At 73.8% G+C, this 17,825-nt stretch carries 17 protein-coding genes, 2 pseudogenes and 1 riboswitch; of the genes and pseudogenes, 9 read left to right on the forward strand and 10 right to left on the reverse strand.

Annotated features, from left to right (window positions below; translation table 11 throughout):
- Nucleotides 1–210: 210 nt before the first annotated feature.
- Nucleotides 211–1,836, forward strand: a pseudogene (locus ZF1_RS09260) (ComEC/Rec2 family competence protein); the annotation flags it as partial.
- A 240-nt stretch (nt 1,837–2,076) separates the two neighbouring features.
- Here the strand turns inward: ZF1_RS09260 and thrC are convergent.
- Nucleotides 2,077–3,345: a threonine synthase gene (gene thrC / locus ZF1_RS09265; protein ID WP_073578019.1), complete on the reverse strand. Its 1,269-nt coding sequence runs from the start codon at nt 3,343–3,345 to the stop codon at nt 2,077–2,079.
- A 6-nt stretch (nt 3,346–3,351) separates the two neighbouring features.
- Nucleotides 3,352–3,505: riboswitch (SAM riboswitch) on the reverse strand.
- Nucleotides 3,506–3,637: 132 nt separating this feature from the next.
- Here thrC and holA point away from each other — a divergent pair.
- Nucleotides 3,638–4,615: a DNA polymerase III subunit delta gene (holA, locus tag ZF1_RS09270; RefSeq protein WP_482637000.1), complete on the forward strand. Its 978-nt coding sequence runs from the start codon at nt 3,638–3,640 to the stop codon at nt 4,613–4,615.
- Nucleotides 4,616–4,718: 103 nt separating this feature from the next.
- Here the strand turns inward: holA and rpsT are convergent, their stop codons facing one another.
- On the reverse strand, nt 4,719–4,982 hold the full coding sequence (gene rpsT, locus ZF1_RS09275; protein WP_062401442.1) for a 30S ribosomal protein S20: 264 nt from the start codon (nt 4,980–4,982) through the stop codon (nt 4,719–4,721).
- 171 nt (nt 4,983–5,153) lie between these two features.
- On the reverse strand, nt 5,154–5,618 hold the full coding sequence (gene cynS / locus ZF1_RS09280) for a cyanase (protein WP_482637001.1): 465 nt from the start codon (nt 5,616–5,618) through the stop codon (nt 5,154–5,156).
- A 228-nt stretch (nt 5,619–5,846) separates the two neighbouring features.
- Between cynS and lepA the strand changes: the two genes are divergently transcribed.
- Complete coding sequence (gene lepA / locus ZF1_RS09285; RefSeq protein ID WP_062401443.1) at nt 5,847–7,709, forward strand: translation elongation factor 4; 1,863 nt, start codon at nt 5,847–5,849, stop codon at nt 7,707–7,709.
- A gap of 245 nt (nt 7,710–7,954) precedes the next feature.
- On the opposite strand, the pseudogene ZF1_RS09290 reads toward lepA, so the two are convergent.
- Together ZF1_RS09290 and ZF1_RS09295 are read right to left on the reverse strand one after the other, a co-directional pair.
- Nucleotides 7,955–8,221, reverse strand: a pseudogene (locus tag ZF1_RS09290) (MarR family winged helix-turn-helix transcriptional regulator); the annotation flags it as partial.
- Between the two features lie 221 nt (nt 8,222–8,442).
- Nucleotides 8,443–9,408 (reverse strand): zinc-binding dehydrogenase, encoded by a 966-nt coding sequence (locus ZF1_RS09295; protein ID WP_251784669.1) that lies wholly within the window; start codon nt 9,406–9,408, stop codon nt 8,443–8,445.
- A gap of 44 nt (nt 9,409–9,452) precedes the next feature.
- On the opposite strand from ZF1_RS09295, the gene ZF1_RS09300 reads away from it, so the two are divergent.
- Nucleotides 9,453–9,635, forward strand: coding sequence for a hypothetical protein (locus ZF1_RS09300; protein ID WP_062401450.1), 183 nt, complete (start codon nt 9,453–9,455; stop codon nt 9,633–9,635).
- A 4-nt stretch (nt 9,636–9,639) separates the two neighbouring features.
- On the opposite strand, the gene ZF1_RS09305 is transcribed toward ZF1_RS09300, so the two are convergent.
- On the reverse strand, nt 9,640–10,485 hold the full coding sequence (locus ZF1_RS09305) for an NAD-dependent protein deacetylase (protein ID WP_405418406.1): 846 nt from the start codon (nt 10,483–10,485) through the stop codon (nt 9,640–9,642).
- A 338-nt stretch (nt 10,486–10,823) separates the two neighbouring features.
- Between ZF1_RS09305 and ZF1_RS09310 the strand changes: the two genes are divergently transcribed.
- Nucleotides 10,824–11,708 carry an endonuclease domain-containing protein gene (locus ZF1_RS09310; protein ID WP_405418404.1) on the forward strand — a complete coding sequence of 295 codons (885 nt, stop codon included), beginning with the start codon at nt 10,824–10,826 and terminating at the stop codon, nt 11,706–11,708.
- 142 nt (nt 11,709–11,850) lie between these two features.
- Here the strand turns inward: ZF1_RS09310 and ZF1_RS09315 are convergent, their stop codons facing one another.
- Genes ZF1_RS09315 through ZF1_RS09325 form a run of 3 tightly spaced genes read right to left on the reverse strand, consistent with a single transcriptional unit; the run spans nt 11,851 to nt 13,386 of the window.
- Complete coding sequence (locus tag ZF1_RS09315; RefSeq protein WP_405418402.1) at nt 11,851–12,639, reverse strand: enoyl-CoA hydratase-related protein; 789 nt, start codon at nt 12,637–12,639, stop codon at nt 11,851–11,853.
- A 17-nt stretch (nt 12,640–12,656) separates the two neighbouring features.
- Nucleotides 12,657–13,106, reverse strand: a complete 450-nt coding sequence (locus tag ZF1_RS09320; RefSeq protein ID WP_073578011.1) for an OsmC family protein — start codon at nt 13,104–13,106, stop codon at nt 12,657–12,659.
- Nucleotides 13,107–13,143: 37 nt separating this feature from the next.
- Entirely contained in the window at nt 13,144–13,386 is a 243-nt protein-coding gene (locus tag ZF1_RS09325; RefSeq protein WP_482637002.1) for a putative leader peptide, read from the reverse strand.
- Here ZF1_RS09325 and ZF1_RS09330 point away from each other — a divergent pair.
- Nucleotides 13,367–14,227, forward strand: coding sequence for an LLM class F420-dependent oxidoreductase (locus ZF1_RS09330; RefSeq protein ID WP_251784666.1), 861 nt, complete (start codon nt 13,367–13,369; stop codon nt 14,225–14,227). The two genes, ZF1_RS09325 and ZF1_RS09330, sit on opposite strands and share 20 nt — an antisense overlap.
- A gap of 10 nt (nt 14,228–14,237) precedes the next feature.
- Here the strand turns inward: ZF1_RS09330 and ZF1_RS09335 are convergent, their stop codons facing one another.
- Complete coding sequence (locus tag ZF1_RS09335; RefSeq protein WP_482637003.1) at nt 14,238–14,480, reverse strand: hypothetical protein; 243 nt, start codon at nt 14,478–14,480, stop codon at nt 14,238–14,240.
- A gap of 314 nt (nt 14,481–14,794) precedes the next feature.
- On the opposite strand from ZF1_RS09335, the gene ZF1_RS09340 reads away from it, so the two are divergent.
- The 3 genes from ZF1_RS09340 (at nt 14,795) to ZF1_RS09350 (ending at nt 17,815) form a co-directional block, all read left to right on the forward strand.
- Nucleotides 14,795–15,262: a guanyl-specific ribonuclease gene (locus ZF1_RS09340; protein ID WP_482637004.1), complete on the forward strand. Its 468-nt coding sequence runs from the start codon at nt 14,795–14,797 to the stop codon at nt 15,260–15,262.
- Nucleotides 15,259–15,630, forward strand: coding sequence for a barstar family protein (locus ZF1_RS09345; protein ID WP_208824770.1), 372 nt, complete (start codon nt 15,259–15,261; stop codon nt 15,628–15,630). The genes ZF1_RS09340 and ZF1_RS09345 overlap by 4 nt, the downstream gene beginning before the upstream one ends.
- Nucleotides 15,631–15,862: 232 nt before the next feature.
- On the forward strand, nt 15,863–17,815 hold the full coding sequence (locus tag ZF1_RS09350; RefSeq protein WP_482637005.1) for an FAD/NAD(P)-binding protein: 1,953 nt from the start codon (nt 15,863–15,865) through the stop codon (nt 17,813–17,815).
- Nucleotides 17,816–17,825 lie beyond the last annotated feature (10 nt).

Raw genomic sequence — 17,825 nt, forward strand, 5'->3', positions numbered from 1 at the left:
ACCGACGACCCCCGGCTCCTGCGCAGCACCACCGGCGGCGGCGACGAGTCCGGCGCCGCCCGGGCGCTGGCGCTGGTACCCACCGAGCTCGTCACGGCCACCGTCGGCGGGGACCGGGCGACCACCGGCGGGAAGCTCCTGCTCCTGGCCCCGGCGGCGAGCTGGACCGGGCTGCTCCCCGGCCAGGAGGTCTCCGCCGCCGGGCTGCTCATGCCCGCACAGCGCCCCGACCTCACGGTCGCCGTGCTGAAGGTCCGGGGTGCGCCGCAGGACGTGACCGCGCCGCCCTGGTGGCAGACCGGTGCCGGGGCGCTGCGCGACGGCCTGCGCGACGCCGCGGTCTCCGCGCTGCCCGAGGCACCCGCGGGGCTGCTGCCCGGGCTCGCGATCGGGGACACCCGCGCCCAGCTCGCCGAGACCGAGCAGGACTTCCGCACCGCCGGGCTCGCGCATCTCACCGCCGTCTCCGGGGCCAACGTCGCGATCATCACCGGGGCGGTGCTGCTCCTCCTGCGCCTGTTCCGGACCGACCCGCGGATCGCGGCCGCGGCCGCGATGCTGGCACTGGTCGGGTTCGTCGTGCTGGCCCGGCCGTCACCGTCGGTACTGCGGGCGGCGGTCATGGGCGGGGTGGTGCTGATCGCGTTCGCGGCCGGCCGCGCCCGGTCGGCGGTGCCCGCGCTGGCGGTGGCCGTGCTCGGCCTGCTGCTGGCCGCCCCCGCCCTGGCCGTCGACGCCGGGTTCGTGCTCTCCGTCGTCGCCACCGGTGCGCTGGTCCTGCTCGGCCCGGGCTGGACGGCGGCGTTGCGACGGCGCGGGCTGCCGTCCGGACCGGCCGAGGCACTGGTCGTCCCGGTCGCCGCGGCCCTGGCCACTGCGCCGGTGATCGCCGGGCTCAACGGGGGAGTCGGGCTGGTCACCGTGGTGGCGAACCTGCTCGCGGCCCCCGCCGTCGCCCCCGCGACGGTGCTGGGCGTGCTCGGTGCGGTGCTGTCCGCGGTGAGCCCGGCCGCCGCATGGTGCTGCGCCTGGTTGGCGGGACCGTTCGTGTGGTGGCTGGTGGTGGTCGGGGACCGGGCCGCCGCGGTGCCCGGTGCCACCGTGCCGTGGCCCGCGGGGGCGGGCGGCGCGCTGCTGCTCACCGGGGTGCTGGTCGTGCTGCTGGCGATGGGCCGGGTGCCCCGGCTGCGGGCGCTGTTGCTGGCCCTGCTGGTCGGGCTGCTCGTCGTCCTCGTCCCGACCCGGTTCGCGCCGCCCGGATGGCCGCCCGCCGGGTGGCGGATGGTGGCCTGCGACGTCGGTCAGGGCGACGCGCTCGTCCTCGCCACCGGTACCCCCGGGCACGCCGTCCTGGTCGACACCGGGCCGACCGACGACGCCGTCGACACCTGCCTGAACCGGCTCGGCGTCCGGGTCCTGGAGCTCGTGGTCATCACCCATTTCCACGCCGACCACGACGGCGGACTCGCCGGCGCGCTGCGTGGCCGCGCCGCGGGCGGCATCGCCGTCGGGCCGGTACGGGAGCCGGCGTCCGGGCTGCGTGACATCACCCGGCGTGCCGAGGAGGCCGGTGCCCCGGTGGTGGGGCTCGCGCGCGGGATGGCGCTGGGCTGGCCGGAGCTGCGCCTGCAGGTCCTCGGTCCGGTCCACCCGGCCCTGACGGTCGACGGCAGCGACGGGACGGCGGTCAACGACATCTCGCTGCTGCTGCGCGCGACCACCCCGGCCGCGACGATCCTGCTGACCGGCGACGCCGAGCTGGTCGCCCAGGACGACCTGCTCGACTCCGGGGCCGACCTGCGGGCGGACGTGCTGAAGATGCCCCACCACGGGTCCCGCAAGGTGGTCCCGCGGCTGATCACGGCCGTCGCGCCGCGGGCGGCGGTGATCAGCGTCGGCAACGGCAACAGCTACCGGCACCCCAACGCGGAGCTGGTGGACCGGCTCGCCGGGGCAGGGATCGTCGTCGCACGCACCGACCGGTCCGGCGACCTGGCCCTGACCGGCGACGACCCGGCCGGGCTGGCGGTGGTCGCGCGGGGCGACCCCCGTCCGGCGCCCGGCCGGCGGGGCCGGTCAGCCCCGGTTCGCCAGCGCCTCGCGGACCGCGGCGGACGTCGACGGCACGGTCGCCGTCGGGCCGACCTCGCCGGAGACGGCGTCGAGGGTCTTGAGGCCGTCTCCGGTGATCATGAGGACGGTCTCGGCGTCGGGGTCGAGTGCCCCGGCCTCGAGCAGCTTCCTGGTGGTCGCGATGGTGACCCCGCCCGCGGTCTCGGCGAACACGCCCTCGGTGCGGGCCAGGAGCCGGATGCCGGCGACGACCTCCTCGTCGGACACGTGCCCCACCGAGCCGCCGGTGCGGCGCACCGAGTCGAGGACGTACGGACCGTCGGCCGGGTTCCCGATCGCCAGCGAGCGCGCGATGGTGTCCGGCTTCTGCGGCTGGATCACGTCGTGGCCGGCCTCGAAGGCCCGCGCGACCGGCGAGCAGCCGGTGGCCTGGGCGCCGAACACGGTGTACGGGGTGGGCTCGACCAGACCCAGGGTGCCGAGCTCGGTGAACCCCTTGTCGATCTTGGTGAGCTGGGAGCCGGAGGCGACCGGGACGACGACCTGCTGCGGGAGCCGCCAGCCGAGCTGCTCGGCGACCTCGTAGCCCAGGGTCTTCGAACCCTCGGCGTAGTACGGCCGGACGTTGACGTTCACGAACGCCCAGTCCTCGTGCTCGGCGGCCAGCTCGGTGGCGAGCCGGTTGACGTCGTCGTAGTTGCCGTCGACGGCGAGCAGGGTGCCGCCGTAGACGGCGGTGGTGACGATCTTCGCCTGCTCCAGCGAGGACGGGATCAGCACGACCGAGTCCCAGCCCGCGCGGGCGGCCGCGGCGGCGACGGCGTTGGCCAGGTTACCCGTCGAGGGGCAGCACAGCACCGAGAAGCCGAGCTCACGGGCGGCGGCGAGCGCGACGGCGACGACGCGGTCCTTGAACGAGTGCGTCGGGTTGCCCGTGTCGTCCTTGATCCAGATCTTGCGGACGCCGAGCGCGCGGGCCAGGTTGTCGGCCTCGATCAGCCGGGTCAGGCCGGGCTCGGTGTTCGCGTGCTGCTCGACGGTCGACGGCACCGGCAGCAGGTCCTTGTAGCGCCAGATCGACTTCGGCCCGGCCTCGATGGAGGCGCGGGTGACCGTCGGGAACTCGTAGGCGACCTCGAGGGGGCCGAAACAGCGCGGACACGCGAACTCCGCGGCGAGCGGGATCTCGTGGCGGCACTCGCGGCACGCGAGAGCGCGCGCGGAACCGAGGTCGTAGGCGGAGGTGGTTTCGGGCGCAGCAGTGAGAGTCACGAGATCTCCTCATCTGTCCCGCCGGACGTGGCGGGCCGGAATTGGCACCGTGTTCGTCGACGTCCTCGCCACGCGGAATGCGCAGGTCTGGGCGGATCGTCGTGCGACGCCGGTTGCCGGGGCTTCAACGGGCCGTTCCCTCTGCCCCTCTGGATGAGCCATATGCGGTTGTGGTGCTCCGGACGCCGGGCGCCGGAATCGACGACGACCGTACGCGAGCGGGCCGCCCCACCGCCAGACGGCGTCCTCCGGTCGGGACGCGGCTCACCCGTTGTCGGAGGTGTGGGCCACCATGGGGGGTGTGAGCAGCACGAGCGAACCGGGCCCGCTGCAGCTGGTCGTCGGGGACGAGGAGTTCCTGGCCGAGCGGGCGGTGTCCGACCTGGTCCGGCGCGCACGGCAGCGCGATCCGGAGACCGAGCTGCGCCGCTTCCGCACCTCCGAGGTGGCACCCGGCGAGCTGGCCGGGCACCTCAGCCCCTCGCTCTTCGCGGAGGGCAGGGTGATCGTGCTCACCCACGGTCAGGACGCGAACAAGGACATGACCGCCGCCATCGCCGACTACGTGAAGGACCCGGCCGACGGGATCGTGCTCGTGGTCCAGCACGCCGGGGGGGCGAAGGGCAAGGCGGTCCTGGACCTGATGCGCAAGGCCGGGGCGCACACCGTCACCTGCAACCGCATCACCCGCGCCGACGAGCGGTCGGACTTCGTGCGCGACGAGGTCCGCCGGCACGGCGGCACGATCACGCCCGGGGCGCTCGCGGTGCTGGTCGAGGCGGTCGGGTCGGACCTGCGGGAGCTGGCGGCCGCGGCCGGGCAGCTCGTCGCGGACACCGGCGGCGCCGTGGACGAGGCCGGGGTGCGGCGCTACCACCGCGGCCGGGCCGAGTCCTCGGGCTTCGCGGTGGCCGACGCGGCGGTCGCGGGGGACCGGCGGGCGGCGATGGAGGCGCTGCGGTGGGCGCTGGTGCTCGGTGTCCCGCACGTGCTGATCGCCGACGCCCTCGCGGACTCGGTGCGCACCCTGGCCAAGGTCGGCTCGGCCGGGCGGGGCGACCCGAACCGGCTGGCCGGGGAGCTGGGCATGCCGCCCTGGAAGATCCGCAAGGCCCAGCAGACGGTCCGGCAGTGGCGGCCGGAGCAGCTCGCCGTCGCCATCGCGGCGACGGCGCGGGTGAACGCCGACGTCAAGGGCGTCGCCGCGGACGCGGAGTACGCGTTGGAACGGGCCGTACTGGCCGTCGTCTCCGCGCGCACCCCGCGCTGACCCGGCCGGACCCCCGAGCGCTCCGACACCGCCCGGGGCCCGGAAACACGACGACGGCGCCGCCCGGGTGGGGCGGCGCCGTCGTCGGAAGAACCGGGGTGGCTCAGGCCTGGACGTCGTTGAGACGCTTGGCCAGGGCCGACTTGCGGTTCGCCGCCTGGTTCCGGTGGATGACGCCCTTGCCGGCCGCCTTGTCGAGGGCCTTGGCCGCCTTGCGCTGCAGCTCCACGACGTTGTCGGCGCCGGAGTCGGCGGCCTCGCGGAAGTGGCGGATCGCGGTCTTGACCGACGACTTCACCGACTTGTTGCGCTGCCGGCGCTTCTCGTTGGTCTTGACTCGCTTGATCTGCGACTTGATGTTGGCCACGTCTGCCTCTGGTCTTCCTGCCTGCTGGTCGGCTGGTGAGTGTTCTCGTCCGGGTCCGCTCCGGCGGCACCGAACAGCATCACTGGAGAGAGGGTCCAGGCCGTTTCGGGCGAGCACGCCGAGCGCTCGACGCACAAGGTTACCAGCGGCGTCGTCGCGCTCTGTGCCGGGTCACCAGACGCGGTAGGGCAGGAACTTCCCGTTGAGGGTGATCACAGCCCGGTCGCCCTTGGGGTCGGGCACCCGCTGCAGGTCCAGTTCGAAGTCGATGGCCGAGACGATGCCGTCGCCGAACTCCTCGCGGACCAGCTCCGAGATCGTCGTTCCGTACACCTGGACCATTTCCGAGAGCCGGTAGACCAGTGGATCGGTGAGGTCCACCGCGGACGCGCCGCGGACCGGCGGGAGGGTGAGCGCATCGACGACGTCGGGGTCCAGGTCGAGCAGTGAACCGACGGTCTCGGCCTGCTCGCGGGTCAGCGTCTGCTGCCCGAGCAGGGCCGAGGTGGACCACTCGACCGGGTGGCCCAACGCCTCGGCGATCTTGTCCCAGGTGAGGCCCAGCTTCTTCTTGCGGGCCAGCACGACGCGGGCGGCGCCCAGTCGGTCGAGCGGGGGGACGGGGGTGACCGACACGGTGACTCCTCCGGGTGGGGGTGGCTGACCGTTCGATCGTGCGCGATCGGTGGGCGGGCGGCAACGCCGGGACGCGTCGCGTGAACGGCGTGTGACGATCTGCGGTGCCACCACGGCGGTCGCCCGGCCCGACATGGGACGATGGGTCCCAGTGCCCCGAGCCCCGAGTGCCCTGAGCACCCGAAGTGCCCGAAGCCCCACGCATGAGCGAAAGCCGAGTACAGCCGAGTGACGACGTACGCCGACCGCACGTTCACCCCGCCGGAGCGCATCCGGAACTTCTGCATCATCGCCCACATCGACCACGGGAAGTCCACCCTGGCCGACCGGATGCTGCAGGTCACCGGGGTGCTCAGCGCACGTGACGCCCGGGCCCAGTACCTGGACCGGATGGACATCGAGCGCGAGCGCGGCATCACGATCAAGGCGCAGAACGTGCGGCTGCCGTGGACGGCGAAGAACGCCGACGGCGTCGAGACCGAGCACGTGCTGCACCTGATCGACACCCCGGGCCACGTCGACTTCACCTACGAGGTGTCCCGGGCGCTCGAGGCGTGCGAGGGCGCGATCCTGCTGGTCGACGCCGCGCAGGGGATCGAGGCGCAGACCCTGGCCAACCTGTACCTGGCCATGGAGAAGGACCTGCACATCATCCCGGTCCTCAACAAGATCGACCTGCCGGCGGCGGACCCGGAGCGCTACGCCGCGGAGATCGCGCACATCACCGGCTGCGAGCCGGAGGACGTGCTGCGGTGCAGCGCCAAGACCGGTGAGGGTGTGGAGGCGGTGCTGGACGCCGTCATCGCGCAGGTCCCCGCTCCGGTCGGCGACGCCGACGCCCCCGCCCGCGCGATGATCTTCGACTCGGTCTACGACACCTACCGCGGCGTCGTCACCTACATCCGGGTCGTCGACGGCAAGCTCTCGCCGCGCGAGAAGATCAAGATGATGTCCACCGGTGCCGAGCACGAGCTGCTCGAGATCGGGATCGTCTCCCCGGAGCCCAAGCCGTCCGACGGCCTCGGCGTCGGCGAGGTCGGCTACCTCATCACCGGGGTGAAGGACGTCCGTCAGTCCAAGGTCGGCGACACCGTCACGTCCAAGCGCAACGGGGCCACCGCGCCACTGACCGGCTACCGCGAGCCGCAGCCGATGGTCTACTCCGGGCTCTACCCGATCGACGGCTCGCAGTACCCCGACCTGCGTGAGGCGCTGGACAAGCTGCAGCTCAACGACGCCGCGCTCACCTACGAGCCGGAGACCTCGGCCGCGCTGGGCTTCGGCTTCCGCTGCGGCTTCCTCGGCCTGCTGCACCTGGAGATCACCCGCGAGCGGCTCGAGCGCGAGTTCGACCTCGACCTGATCTCCACCGCACCCAACGTCGTCTACCAGGTCACCACCGACGACGGCGAGGAGATCGAGGTGACCAACCCCAGCGACTGGCCGGTGGGCAAGGTCGCCGAGGTCCGCGAGCCGATCACCAAGATCACCATCCTGGCGCCGTCGGAGTTCGTCGGCACCATCATGGAGCTCTGCCAGAGCCGGCGCGGCCAGCTCGGCGGGATGGACTACCTGTCCGAGACCCGCGTCGAGCTGCGCTACACGATGCCGCTCGGCGAGATCATCTTCGACTTCTTCGACAACCTGAAGTCCCGCACGCGCGGCTACGCCAGCCTCGACTACGAGGAGGCCGGCGAGCAGGTGGCCGACCTGGTCAAGGTCGACATCCTGCTGCAGGGCGAGGCCGTCGACGCGTTCTCCGCGATCGTGCACAAGGAGTCGGCGTACTCCTACGGCACCTCGATGGCGACCAAGCTGCGCGAGCTCATCCCGCGCCAGCAGTTCGAGGTGCCGATCCAGGCCGCCGTCGGCGCCCGGATCATCGCCCGGGAGACGATCCGCGCGATCCGCAAGGACGTCCTCGCCAAGTGCTACGGCGGCGACATCTCCCGCAAGCGCAAGCTGCTGGAGAAGCAGAAGGAGGGCAAGAAGCGGATGAAGACGATCGGCCGCGTCGACGTCCCGCAGGAAGCCTTCGTCGCCGCGCTGTCCACCGGCGGCGGGACGGCCACCGAGAAGCCCAAGAAGTAGCTCCCGGACGCGAAGCGGGCCCGACTCCCGGCTGGGGGTCGGGCCCGACGTGTACGTGGTGGGGGCGGGGAGCGCGGGGGCGGTCTACATGACCGAACCCGCCCGGGGCCGGGGATCGGCCCGTCGCACGGCGCGGGCCGGGCGGCGGGGGCACGGCGCGGCGACAGGATGCGCTGCACCCGCTGGCAGACGGACTCGACGACCGTCCGTCCCTCGGCCGACAGGTGCACCAGCACGCGGCGCCGGTCGAGCGGGTCGGCCGACCGGTAGGCCAGCTTCTTCTCGACGAGGCGGTCCACGATCCGGGTGGCCGTGGGGGCGGGCAGCGACGTGTGTCCCGCGACCTCACCCATGCTGCGGCCGGTGCCGCGGGCGAGCATCAACAGGACCCGCCAGCCGTCACGGCTGACGTCCGTCGAGGACGGGTTGGTGGACAGGGCTGTGGCCACGGCGTGGTCGACCCGGTCCAGGAACTCGACGACACCCGCGGCTCCAGGCGTCGGGGCAGCCATGGTGGCAGTCCCCGACGCCCGTCGACTGAAAGGCTCGGTCACGATGACGCACTGTACTTGCCGAACGGGCGAAATCCGACCCTGTCCTGGGCAAACGTCCCCCGAGCGCCGGGCGGTCGTCACGCAGCGATGACCGACAGGCCGACGACCAGCGATTACGTAGACCGCTTGACGTTCACCAACGACATCACGACTGCATCACACCCGGATCACGTAACGCTCTAGCGGGTCAGGACGATCTTCCCCGCCGTGCGCCCCGCGGCCATCGCCTCGAACGCCTCCTTCGCGGAGTCCATCGGCAGTTCTGTCCCGATCTCCGGCGCGATCCCGGCCGTCGCCACGAAGTTCATGAGATCCGCGAGCTCCTGGCGCGTCCCCATGGTCGCGCCGACCACCTCGAGCTGGAGGAAGAACAGCCGCTGCAGGTCCGCGGGCGGGTTCGGACCCGAGGTGGAGCCGCAGACGACGATGCGGCCACCGGGTCGCAGCGCCCGCATGGAGTGCTTCCAGGTGGCCTCGCCGACCGACTCCATGACGGCGTCGACCTTGCCCGGCAGCTTCGCCCCGGACTCGAACGTGGCGTGCGCGCCGAGGCGCTCGGCCAGTGCGCGCTTCTCCTCGTCGCGGCCGGTGACCCACACCTGGAAGCCCGCGGCGCGGCCCAGCTGGACCAGTGCCGTCGAGACGCCGCCGGAGGCGCCCTGGACGAGCACCGTCTGGCCCGGCTGCAGGCCCGACTTGGTGAACAGCATCCGGTACGCGGTCAGCCAGGCGGTGCCCAGGACGGCGCCCTGGCCGGGGGTGAGGCCCTTCGGGGCGGGGACGGCGTTGCGCGCCGGGACGATCACCTTGTCGGCCATCGTGCCCTGGTGGCGCTCGGTGAGCAGGGTGCGCTTCGGGTCGAGCGTCTCGTCGCCGCGCCAGTCAGGGTCGCCGATGATCGGGTAGAGGACGACCTCGGTGCCGTCGTCGAGGGTCCCGGCGCCGTCGCAGCCGAGGATCATGGGGAACTGGTCGGGTTTGATGCCGACCCCGCGCAGCGTCCACAGGTCGTGCATGTTGAGGCTGGCGGCGGAGACGTTGACGGAGACCCAGCCGTCGGGGACCTCCGGGTCGGGCCGCTCGCCCACGACGAGGGAGTCGAGGGGAGCATCGGCGTTGGGCTCCTGCGCATAGACAGCGAACATGGCCCCGAACCTAATGCCTGGGCCCGGGGACTACCGTGTGGAGTGTGCGCACGATCATCGACGGCTGGGACGCGTTCGAGCTGTGGCTCACCGGCCTGCCGTTCGTGGCGCAGGTCGTGTTCGTGACGGTGGTGGTCCTGCCCGCGTGCGCGCTGGTCGCGATCGGTGCCGACCGCGCCACCCGGCGCTTCGACACCCCCCGCGGGCGTCGCGACGGCGGGGCCTGAGCGCTCAGACCGGCTGGGCCGCGAGTGCGGCCAGCGCCTCCGAGCAGCCCGCGTCGACGCGCAGGTCCGCGAGCTCGTCGCCCCGGGTCGCCCCGCGGTTGACGATCACGACCGGCACCTCCGCCCGGTGCGCGGCCCGGACGAACCGCAGCCCCGACATGACGGTGAGCGAGGACCCGGCGACGAGCAGCGCGCCGTCCTCGGGGGTCAGCGCGGCCACCATCGCGTAGCAGCGCGCCACCCGGTCCTTCGGCACGTTCTCCCCGAAGAACACGACGTGCGGTTTGAGGACCCCGCCGCAGGACGCGCACGGCGCGATCCGGAAGCCGTCGGTGATCTCCACCGCGGCGTCGCCGTCGGGGGCCGTCTCGACCTGCGCGCTGTGCGCCTCGGTGAAGCCGGGGTTGAGCGCGGTGAGCCGGGCCTGCAGCGCGTCGCGCGGGGTGATGCGGCGGCAGTCCAGGCAGACGACCTCGTCGATGCGCCCGTGCAGGTCGACCACGCCGCGGCTGCCGGCCACGGAGTGCAGGCCGTCGACGTTCTGGGTGATCAGCCCGTCGACGACGCCCGCCGCCCCCAGTGCGGCCAGCGCGCGGTGCCCGGGATTGGGGTCGGCGCGACGCATCCGGGCCCAGCCGACGTGGCTGCGCGCCCAGTACCGCCGCTGCGCGGGCTCCCCGGACACGAACTCGGAGTAGGTCATCGGGCTGCGCGGTCGTGAGCCCGGGCCGCGGTAGTCCGGGATGCCGGAGTCGGTGGACAGCCCGGCCCCGGTGAGGACGACGAGGCGCCGCCCGGCGAGCAAGTCCAGTGCCGCGCCCGGGTCGGTGCTGACGACGGGGACGCTCATGCCCTCCAGGGTAGGCGCGCCCGGTGGCTCCCCGCCCCTCGGCGGCCCGCCCCACCTCCGCACCTCGCCCCGCCGCCGCGGAGCCCACTTCGCCGAGCCGCAGCAGGACCCCCGCCCGCAGTGGTCGCGGCACACCCCCGTTACCCCCCCGGGGCCTCCGGGCCGTCCTGGCCGAGCCACGGCCCGCTTCGCCCAGTGGCACACCGTGGACCCGTCGGGGCCGGTCCCGGGTCCGTGGTGTGCCACTCGGCGCACGCCGGCGACCGGACCGGTTCGCGATCGCACACCGGCGACGCCGAACGGCCCCGCCCGGCGCGGTGTCCCCGGATCCTGCGTCGGTGGACGTGCCGGGGTGGCCCCTCATCTTCCGTGGCTCGGCCGCCGTCGGCGCGGGCCTCGTAACGGCGCGACGGCTGCAGGGCCCGGCGTTCGTCCGGGTGCTGCCCGACACCTGGGCCGCCCGGCACCTCGTCCCGCTCGGACACGCCGACCGGTGCCGGGCGGTGTTCCGCTGGTCCGGCGGTCGCGGGGTGATCGCGGGATGGGCCGCGGCTGAGCTGTCCGGCGCACCGTGCGCGCCGGCCGGGGCGCCGGTCGACGTGGTACTCCCGGTCCGGGCCCGGGCCCCGGCGGGGGTGCGCGTGCGCCGCGACCGGCTGCACCCCGGTGAGATCGGGTGGTGCGACGGGGTCCGGGTCACCACGCCGCTGCGGACCGCGTTCGACCTGGCCCGGGGTCGCGACGAGACCGCCGCCGTCGTCGCGGTGGACGCGCTGGCGTTCCGGCACGGGTTCGCTCCGGACCTGCTGCTGAACTTCGCGGTCCGCTACCGGGGGCTGCGCGGAGTGGCCGGCGTTCCCGGCGTCCTGGGGCTCGCCGACCGGCGCGCCATGTCCCCGCCCGAGACCCGGCTGCGGTTGCTCCTGGTCCGGGCCGGCCTGCCGCGACCTGAGGTCCAGCACCCGGTGCTCGACGACGCCCGGCGCCGCGCGGTGTGGCTCGATCTCGCCTATCCCGCGCCGCGCGTCGGCATCGAGTACGAGGGCGCCGACCACACCGGCCCCGACCGGGTCCTGCGCGACGCCACGAGGGTGACCCGCCTCGTCGACGCCGGGTGGCGGATCTACCGCTACACCCGGCTCGACCTGCGCGACGAGCCCGGGCGCATCGTCGCGGAGATCGGCCGGGCACTGGACCACGCACCGACGAGTGGTACGCCGTGAACCCGCCCGAGGGGGTCCGAGGTGCCCGGTGTGCCACTCGGCTGTCCGGGCCGGGACGGACCCGGGCCGTGGCGAGCCGGGCCGGCGCGAGGCGAGCCGGGCCTGGTCGAGCCGGAGCGGGCCTGGGCCGGGGGCGCGGGGCTCAGCCCTCCGGCACCCAGGACGGCGTCCGCTTCTCCCCGAAGGCCAGGATGCCCTCCTGCCCCTCCTCGGAGGCGAAGTACGAGGCGGACAGCGTGTTCATCGCGGCGAAGTCGTCGCTCATCGTCGCCGGGCGCTCGCGGCGCAGCATCGCCTTCGCCCCGGCCAGGGCGCCGGGCGCACCGAGGCGCAGCATGCCGGTGTAGCGGGCCACCTCGTCGTCGAGGGTCTCCGCCGGGACGGCGCTGTTGATCAGCCCGACGGCCGCCGCGCGCCGCGCGTCGAAGGTCTCCCCGGTGAGGAAGAGCTCGTGCGCGGCGCGGGCGGACAGCCGGGGCAGCACGGTCACCGAGATGACCGCGGGCACCACCCCGATCCGGACCTCGGAGAACGCGAAGGTGACCGACTCGGCGGCGACGGCGATGTCGCACGCCGCCACGATCCCGACCCCACCGGCGCGGGCCGGGCCCGACAGCCGGGCGACGACCGGCTTGGGGGAGTCCCACAGCGTCGTCAGGATCCGCGGCACCTCGGTGACGCCCTGTTGCTCGGCGCCCGCGCCACGGGACTCCTTGAGGTCCATGCCCGCGCAGAACACCGTGCCGGTGTGGGTCAGCACGATGACCCGCACCGCGTCGTCGGCGATCGCCGCGTCGAGGTGCGCGATCAGCTCCCGGCGCAGCTGCGCCGAGAGTGCGTTGCGGTTGCGCGGGGAGTCCAGGGTGATCGTCGCGATCCCGGCCTCGACGGCCAGGTGGACGAGCTCGGGGGAGTCGACAGTGTCTGCCACCCCCGCAGACTAGGACCTCAGGCCTTCGTCCAGGTGCTGGTGATCGACACCCCGGCCAGGGCGAACAGCTGCGACACCGGGCAGCGGCGCTCGGTCTCCCGGGCCAGCTGCGCGACCTGCTCGTCGGTGCCGTCGGTGGTGATCACGGCGTCGACCCGCAGGTTCTGGAAGGTGGTCTCGCCGTCGCGGTGGGTCCCGGTGGTCATCGTCGTCGGGTTGAAGTCGGCGGCGACGTCGAAGCGCACGTGCTCGATCGTGATGCCGAGCTCCTTCGCGACGATCGAGCTGGTGACCTGGTTGCACGACGACAGCGACGCGAGCGTGTAGGCGAGCGGGCTGGGGTGCTCGTCCTTGCCGCCGAAGGCGGGGTAGGCGTCGGTCTCGATGACGTAGCCGGCGCCGTCGACCGCGACGGTCTGCGCGACGCCGGTGCCCTGGCCGCTGACGGCGAAGGTGACGAGAGGCATGGGTGAACTCCTGTACGAGGGCTGCGGGGGGACGGGGTCAGGAGCAGGGACAGAGGGCCCCGGCCGTCCGGCCCAGGTCGATGTGCAGCCTCCGCACGAGCACGATCACCGGATCAGTGAACCGCACCGAACGGTCGTGCGCGACGTGACGGAGCCGACCGAACCGGCGACGCCCGCGGTCCGATGGGCGCGGTGGCGCCGGTCGCCGGGAGAGGGCTAGGCTCGAAACGGAGTTGGCTCCGTTTACGAGAGGACATGCCGTGAGGATCGGACTGCACATCGCGGACTTCACCTACCCGGCCGGACCGGCGGGCCTGGCCGACGACCTGTCCCGGATCGCCGTCGCGGCCGAGGAGCAGGGCTTCTCCCGGGTGAGCGTCATGGACCACCTCTGGCAGATCCGGCCGGTCGGGCCGGTCGAGACCGACATGCTCGAGGCCTACACCGTGCTCGGCTACCTGGCCGCCCGCACCGAGAAGGTCGACCTGCTGGCCTGGGTGACCGCGGTGACCTACCGCGACCCCGGCCTGCTGGTGAAGGCCGTGACCACCCTGGACGTGCTGTCGAAGGGCCGCGCGATGCTGGGTGTCGGCGCCGCCTGGAACGACGAGGAGGCCACCGGGCTCGGGCTGTTCTTCCCGCCGACCGCGGAGCGGTTCGAACGGCTGGAGGAGACGCTGCGCATCGCCCGTCAGATGTGGAGCGACGACGACGGCCCCTTCGAGGGGACCCACTACCGGCTCGGCGCCACGCTGAACACCCCGCAGCCGCTGCGCAGGCCGTATCCGCCGATCCTGATCGGCGGCGGTGGGGAGCGGAAGACGCTGCGCCTGGTCGCGCAGTACGCCGACGCGTGCAACCTGTTCGGCGGCCCCGAGCTGGAGCGCAAGCTGGACGTGCTGCGCACCCGCTGCGAGGAGGTCGGACGCGACTACGACGAGATCGAGAAGACGGTCATGGCGCGGCTGGACCCGGCCGACCCGAAGGCCGCGGTCGAGGAGCTGCGCGGCTACGCGGCACTCGGTGTGCAGCACGTGCACACGGTGGTGCCGGACGTGGCGACGATCGAGCCGCTGCGGGTGTTCGGGTCGGAGATCATCCCGGCGGCGGCCGAGCTCTGACCCGCGTGGGTCAGCTGCCGGGTTGGCGGGGCATCGTCCGCAGGATCGCCACCTGTTGGTCCAGCTCGGCCGCGATCAGCTCGGCGTGCAGGGCGGCGGAGGCGCCGTCGTGCGCGGCGAGCGCGCGGTGCCGGCGCACCAGGTCGTCGATCGAGTCCAGCAGCCGGTCCACGGTCGAGCGGCCGGCCTGGCGTGCCGGGAGCTCCACGGGTGCGGGAGCCTCGGGCAGGGGGTGAATCAACTCTGCGGTCATGCGACGTTCTCCGTTGAACGTGTCGGGATCGGGGCGTGTCATGCGCAGTCGTTCCTGGTCTCTCGAGCTCCGTTGTACCCGCTTCAACGCGCTTTTACTGCGCGTAGAACAGGGGTGCGACGCAGGACACGGTGACCGGATGCGCCTACGCGGTGACCGGTCGTGATCATGGCCCGTCACCGGCCCGCCGATGCGGTCGGCGGGCGAACGGAGGGTGGTCGTCGCGGCAGCCGTGGAAACAGCGGGTGACGGGACGGTGGCGGTTCGTCGCGACGTCTGTACCCGAACGGGTGACCCGGCCTAGCGTCCGGACCATGATCATTCGACCGGATGCGCGGTCCGGGACGCGTGCCCTGTTCGTCGGGGCACTCGTCGCCGTTCTGGCCGCCCTCGGCCTCGCCCTGCCCGCCGCGGCCGCCGCCGCACCCGCTCCGGCCGTGCCGGCCGCCGTCGCCGCTCCCGTCGCCCCGGCCGCCGTGCCGGGTGAGCAGGAGTCCGGGCTGCCGGTGCGGGCGCTGTCGTCGCTGCCGTCCCAGGCCACCGACACCTACCGGCTGATCCGCTCGGGCGGGCCGTACCCGTACAGCCAGGACGGGACGACCTTCCAGAACCGGGAGGGGATCCTGCCCGCGAAGTCCTCGGGCTACTACCAGGAGCTCACCGTGCCGACCCCCGGCGCGAGCACCCGCGGCGCCCGGCGGATCGTCACCGGATCGGGCGGGGAGTACTACTACACGGCCGACCACTACGCCTCGTTCGTCGTGGTAGACGTCTCGAGGTGAGCACCCTTCCCCGTGAGAGCGCCGGAACCGCCCCCGCCGTCGACGCGGCCCGGGGGCGGGCCGGTGGCTCCGGTCTCGTCGCCGTCGTCGAAGGGGTCGCGGACCGCGCTGCGGTCCTGTCCGCCCTCGGCCGGGCGCTGAGCTTCCCCGAGTACTACGGCCACAACCTCGACGCGCTGGCGGACTGCCTGGGCGATCTGTCCTGGCTGCCCGCCGGACCCGTCGAGCTCGTCGTCGCCGACGGTCCGCTCGCCGCGGCCGACCCCGGCACCCACGCGACGGTCCTGGAGATCCTCGCCGAGGCCGTCGCCGCGACGGCGGGGACCGACCGGCCGCTGCACGTCACCCTGGCCGGCCCGGCCGCCTGACGACCGTGCCGCCACCGGCCCGCGCTCACGGACGGGGTGCGGAATCCCGGAGGCCCGGTGCGGTGTTGAGGCAGGTGGACCGACCGTGGCGGGTGGCCACGGCGAGGGAGGCGACCTACCGTGGCATCCATGGGTCTCCGGCTGGTGAGGCGCAGGCACGTCGACCTGTGCCGCCTGCGGTGGGCGCCGTGAGGGGTCGTCCCCCTCCGCCCGCCGACCCAGGAGCGCCCCGATGTCCCGTAGCCCGCACGCCCCGTCCGTCGTGATCGTCGGCGCCGGCCCCCGAGGGGCCGGCGTGCTGGAGCGCATGGTCGCGAGTGCGCCCGAGCTGCTGTCCGACGCCCTCGCCGGACCCGGCGTCGACGTCCACCTCGTCGATCCGTTCCCGGCCGGGGCGGGCCGCATCTGGCGGCACGCGCAGTCCCCGCTGCTCGCGATGAACTCGATGGCCGCCGACGTCACGATGTGGACCGACTCCTCGGTCGTCTGCGACGGCCCGGTGGCGCCCGGCCCGTCGTTCTGGGACTGGGCGCAGGACCTGCGCGAGCACGGCGACCCGCGGGCCGAGCTCGGACCGGAGCTCGCCGACGAGCTGGCGCAGGTCACGGCGTCGACGTTCCCGTCGCGGCGGCTGCAGAGCCACTACCTCGCCGCGGTGCTGCGCGAGGTCGTCGGCCGGGCGCCGGCCGGGATGCGGGTGCACGTGCACCGCACCACCGCCGAAACCCTCGACGAGACCGACGGCAGGCAGGTCGTGACCCTCGCCGACGGCACCGTCCTGCGCGGCGACGCCGTCGTGCTCGCCTCCGGGCACCTCGACGCCACCCCCACCGACGACGAGATCGCGCTCGCCGCCCGCGCCGACGAGTTCGGCCTGCGCTACCTGCCCCCCGAGCAGACCTCCGACTCCGACCTGTCGGTGATCGCGCCGGGCGAGACCGTGCTGGCCCGCGGGCTGGGGCTGGCGTTCGTCGACCTCGTGGTGCTGTTGTTCGAGGGCCGCGGCGGGCGCTTCGTCCCCGACCCGGACGACGCCGACCCGGGCCGGCTGCGGTACGAGCCGTGCGGGCGGGAGCCGGTGGTCGTCGGCGGGTCCCCGCGCGGCGCGACCTACCACTCCAAGACCCACTACCAGCTACGGGGCGGGCTTCCGCCGCTGCCGCGGTTCCTCGGCCCCGACGTCACCGACGACCTCATCGCCTCCGGCGGCCCGGTCGACGTCGCCACCCGGGTGTGGCCGCTGATGGCCAAGGAGATCGGCTGGGGCTGGTACCACGAGCTGTTCGTCGGCCACCCCGACCGCGTCCGCGCCGGGTGGGACGAGTTCGCCCGGCGGTTCTCCGCCGTCGCGCACGGCTCGCCCGAGGAGGCGGCGCTGATCGCCGAGCTGGTGCCCGACCCGCTCGACCGGCTCGACCTGACCGCGCTGGACCGCCCGCTCGACGGCGTGCACGCCCCGGACCTCGAGGCGCTGCAACCCCTGGTGCGCGAACGCATCGCCGAGGACCTGCGCCAGCACGTCGACGAGCGGCACACCCCGCACCTCGGCGCGTTCGTCGCGATGCTGTCGGTCTACACCGAGACCACCCGCCTGGCCGGGTCCGGGGTGCTCTCGCCGCGCTCGCGGGCGAGGGACATGCCGTGGTGGCAGTCGTTCTTCAACTCGGTCGCGTCCGGCCCACCCGGTTTCCGGGTCCGCCAGATGCTCGCCCTGTCCCGTGCCGGGTACCTGCGGTTCCTCGGCGCCGGGATGAGCGTCGACATCGACGCCGACGGCTTCCACGCCACCAGTACCACCCTGGCCGGGGCGGCGCCGGTGACGACCCGGGTCCTGGTCGACGCCCGGCTGCCCGACCCGAGCGTCTCGCGCACGGTGGACGGGCTGCTGGGTGGCCTGCTCGCCCGCGGCGAGGCCGTCGAGGAGGTCCTCCACGACGACGACGGTGCCCCGCTGCGCAACACCGGCCTGTTGTCGGTCCGTCCGGCCGACGGCGCGCTGCACACCGCGGACGGCGGGGTGCACGAGCGGCGGTTCGCGGTCGGGCCGCACACGACGGTCAAGGTCGCCGGGGCGTTCACCCGGCCCGGGATGAACGCGCAGAGCCTGCGCTACAACGACGCCGTCGCCCGCGCCGTGCTGAGCGCCCTGCCCGGCGCCGCGTCCCGCGCCGTCCCGGCGGCCTGAGCCGTTCCCG

This window comes from Pseudonocardia sp. ZF1, assembly GCF_056835605.1.

Bases quoted from the DNA above. Each gene is read 5' to 3' on its own strand.
- ZF1_RS09340 (WP_482637004.1), top strand. From the start codon at position 14,795: ATGATCATTCGACCGGATGCGCGGTCCGGGACGCGTGCCCTGTTCGTC.
- holA (WP_482637000.1), top strand. From the start codon at position 3,638: ATGGGGGGTGTGAGCAGCACGAGCGAACCGGGCCCGCTGCAGCTGGTC.
- ZF1_RS09305 (WP_405418406.1), bottom strand. From the start codon at position 10,485: ATGAGCGTCCCCGTCGTCAGCACCGACCCGGGCGCGGCACTGGACTTG.
- ZF1_RS09350 (WP_482637005.1), top strand. From the start codon at position 15,863: ATGTCCCGTAGCCCGCACGCCCCGTCCGTCGTGATCGTCGGCGCCGGC.
- ZF1_RS09335 (WP_482637003.1), bottom strand. From the start codon at position 14,480: ATGACCGCAGAGTTGATTCACCCCCTGCCCGAGGCTCCCGCACCCGTG.
- ZF1_RS09320 (WP_073578011.1), bottom strand. From the start codon at position 13,106: ATGCCTCTCGTCACCTTCGCCGTCAGCGGCCAGGGCACCGGCGTCGCG.
- ZF1_RS09295 (WP_251784669.1), bottom strand. From the start codon at position 9,408: ATGTTCGCTGTCTATGCGCAGGAGCCCAACGCCGATGCTCCCCTCGAC.
- ZF1_RS09325 (WP_482637002.1), bottom strand. From the start codon at position 13,386: ATGTGCAGTCCGATCCTCACGGCATGTCCTCTCGTAAACGGAGCCAAC.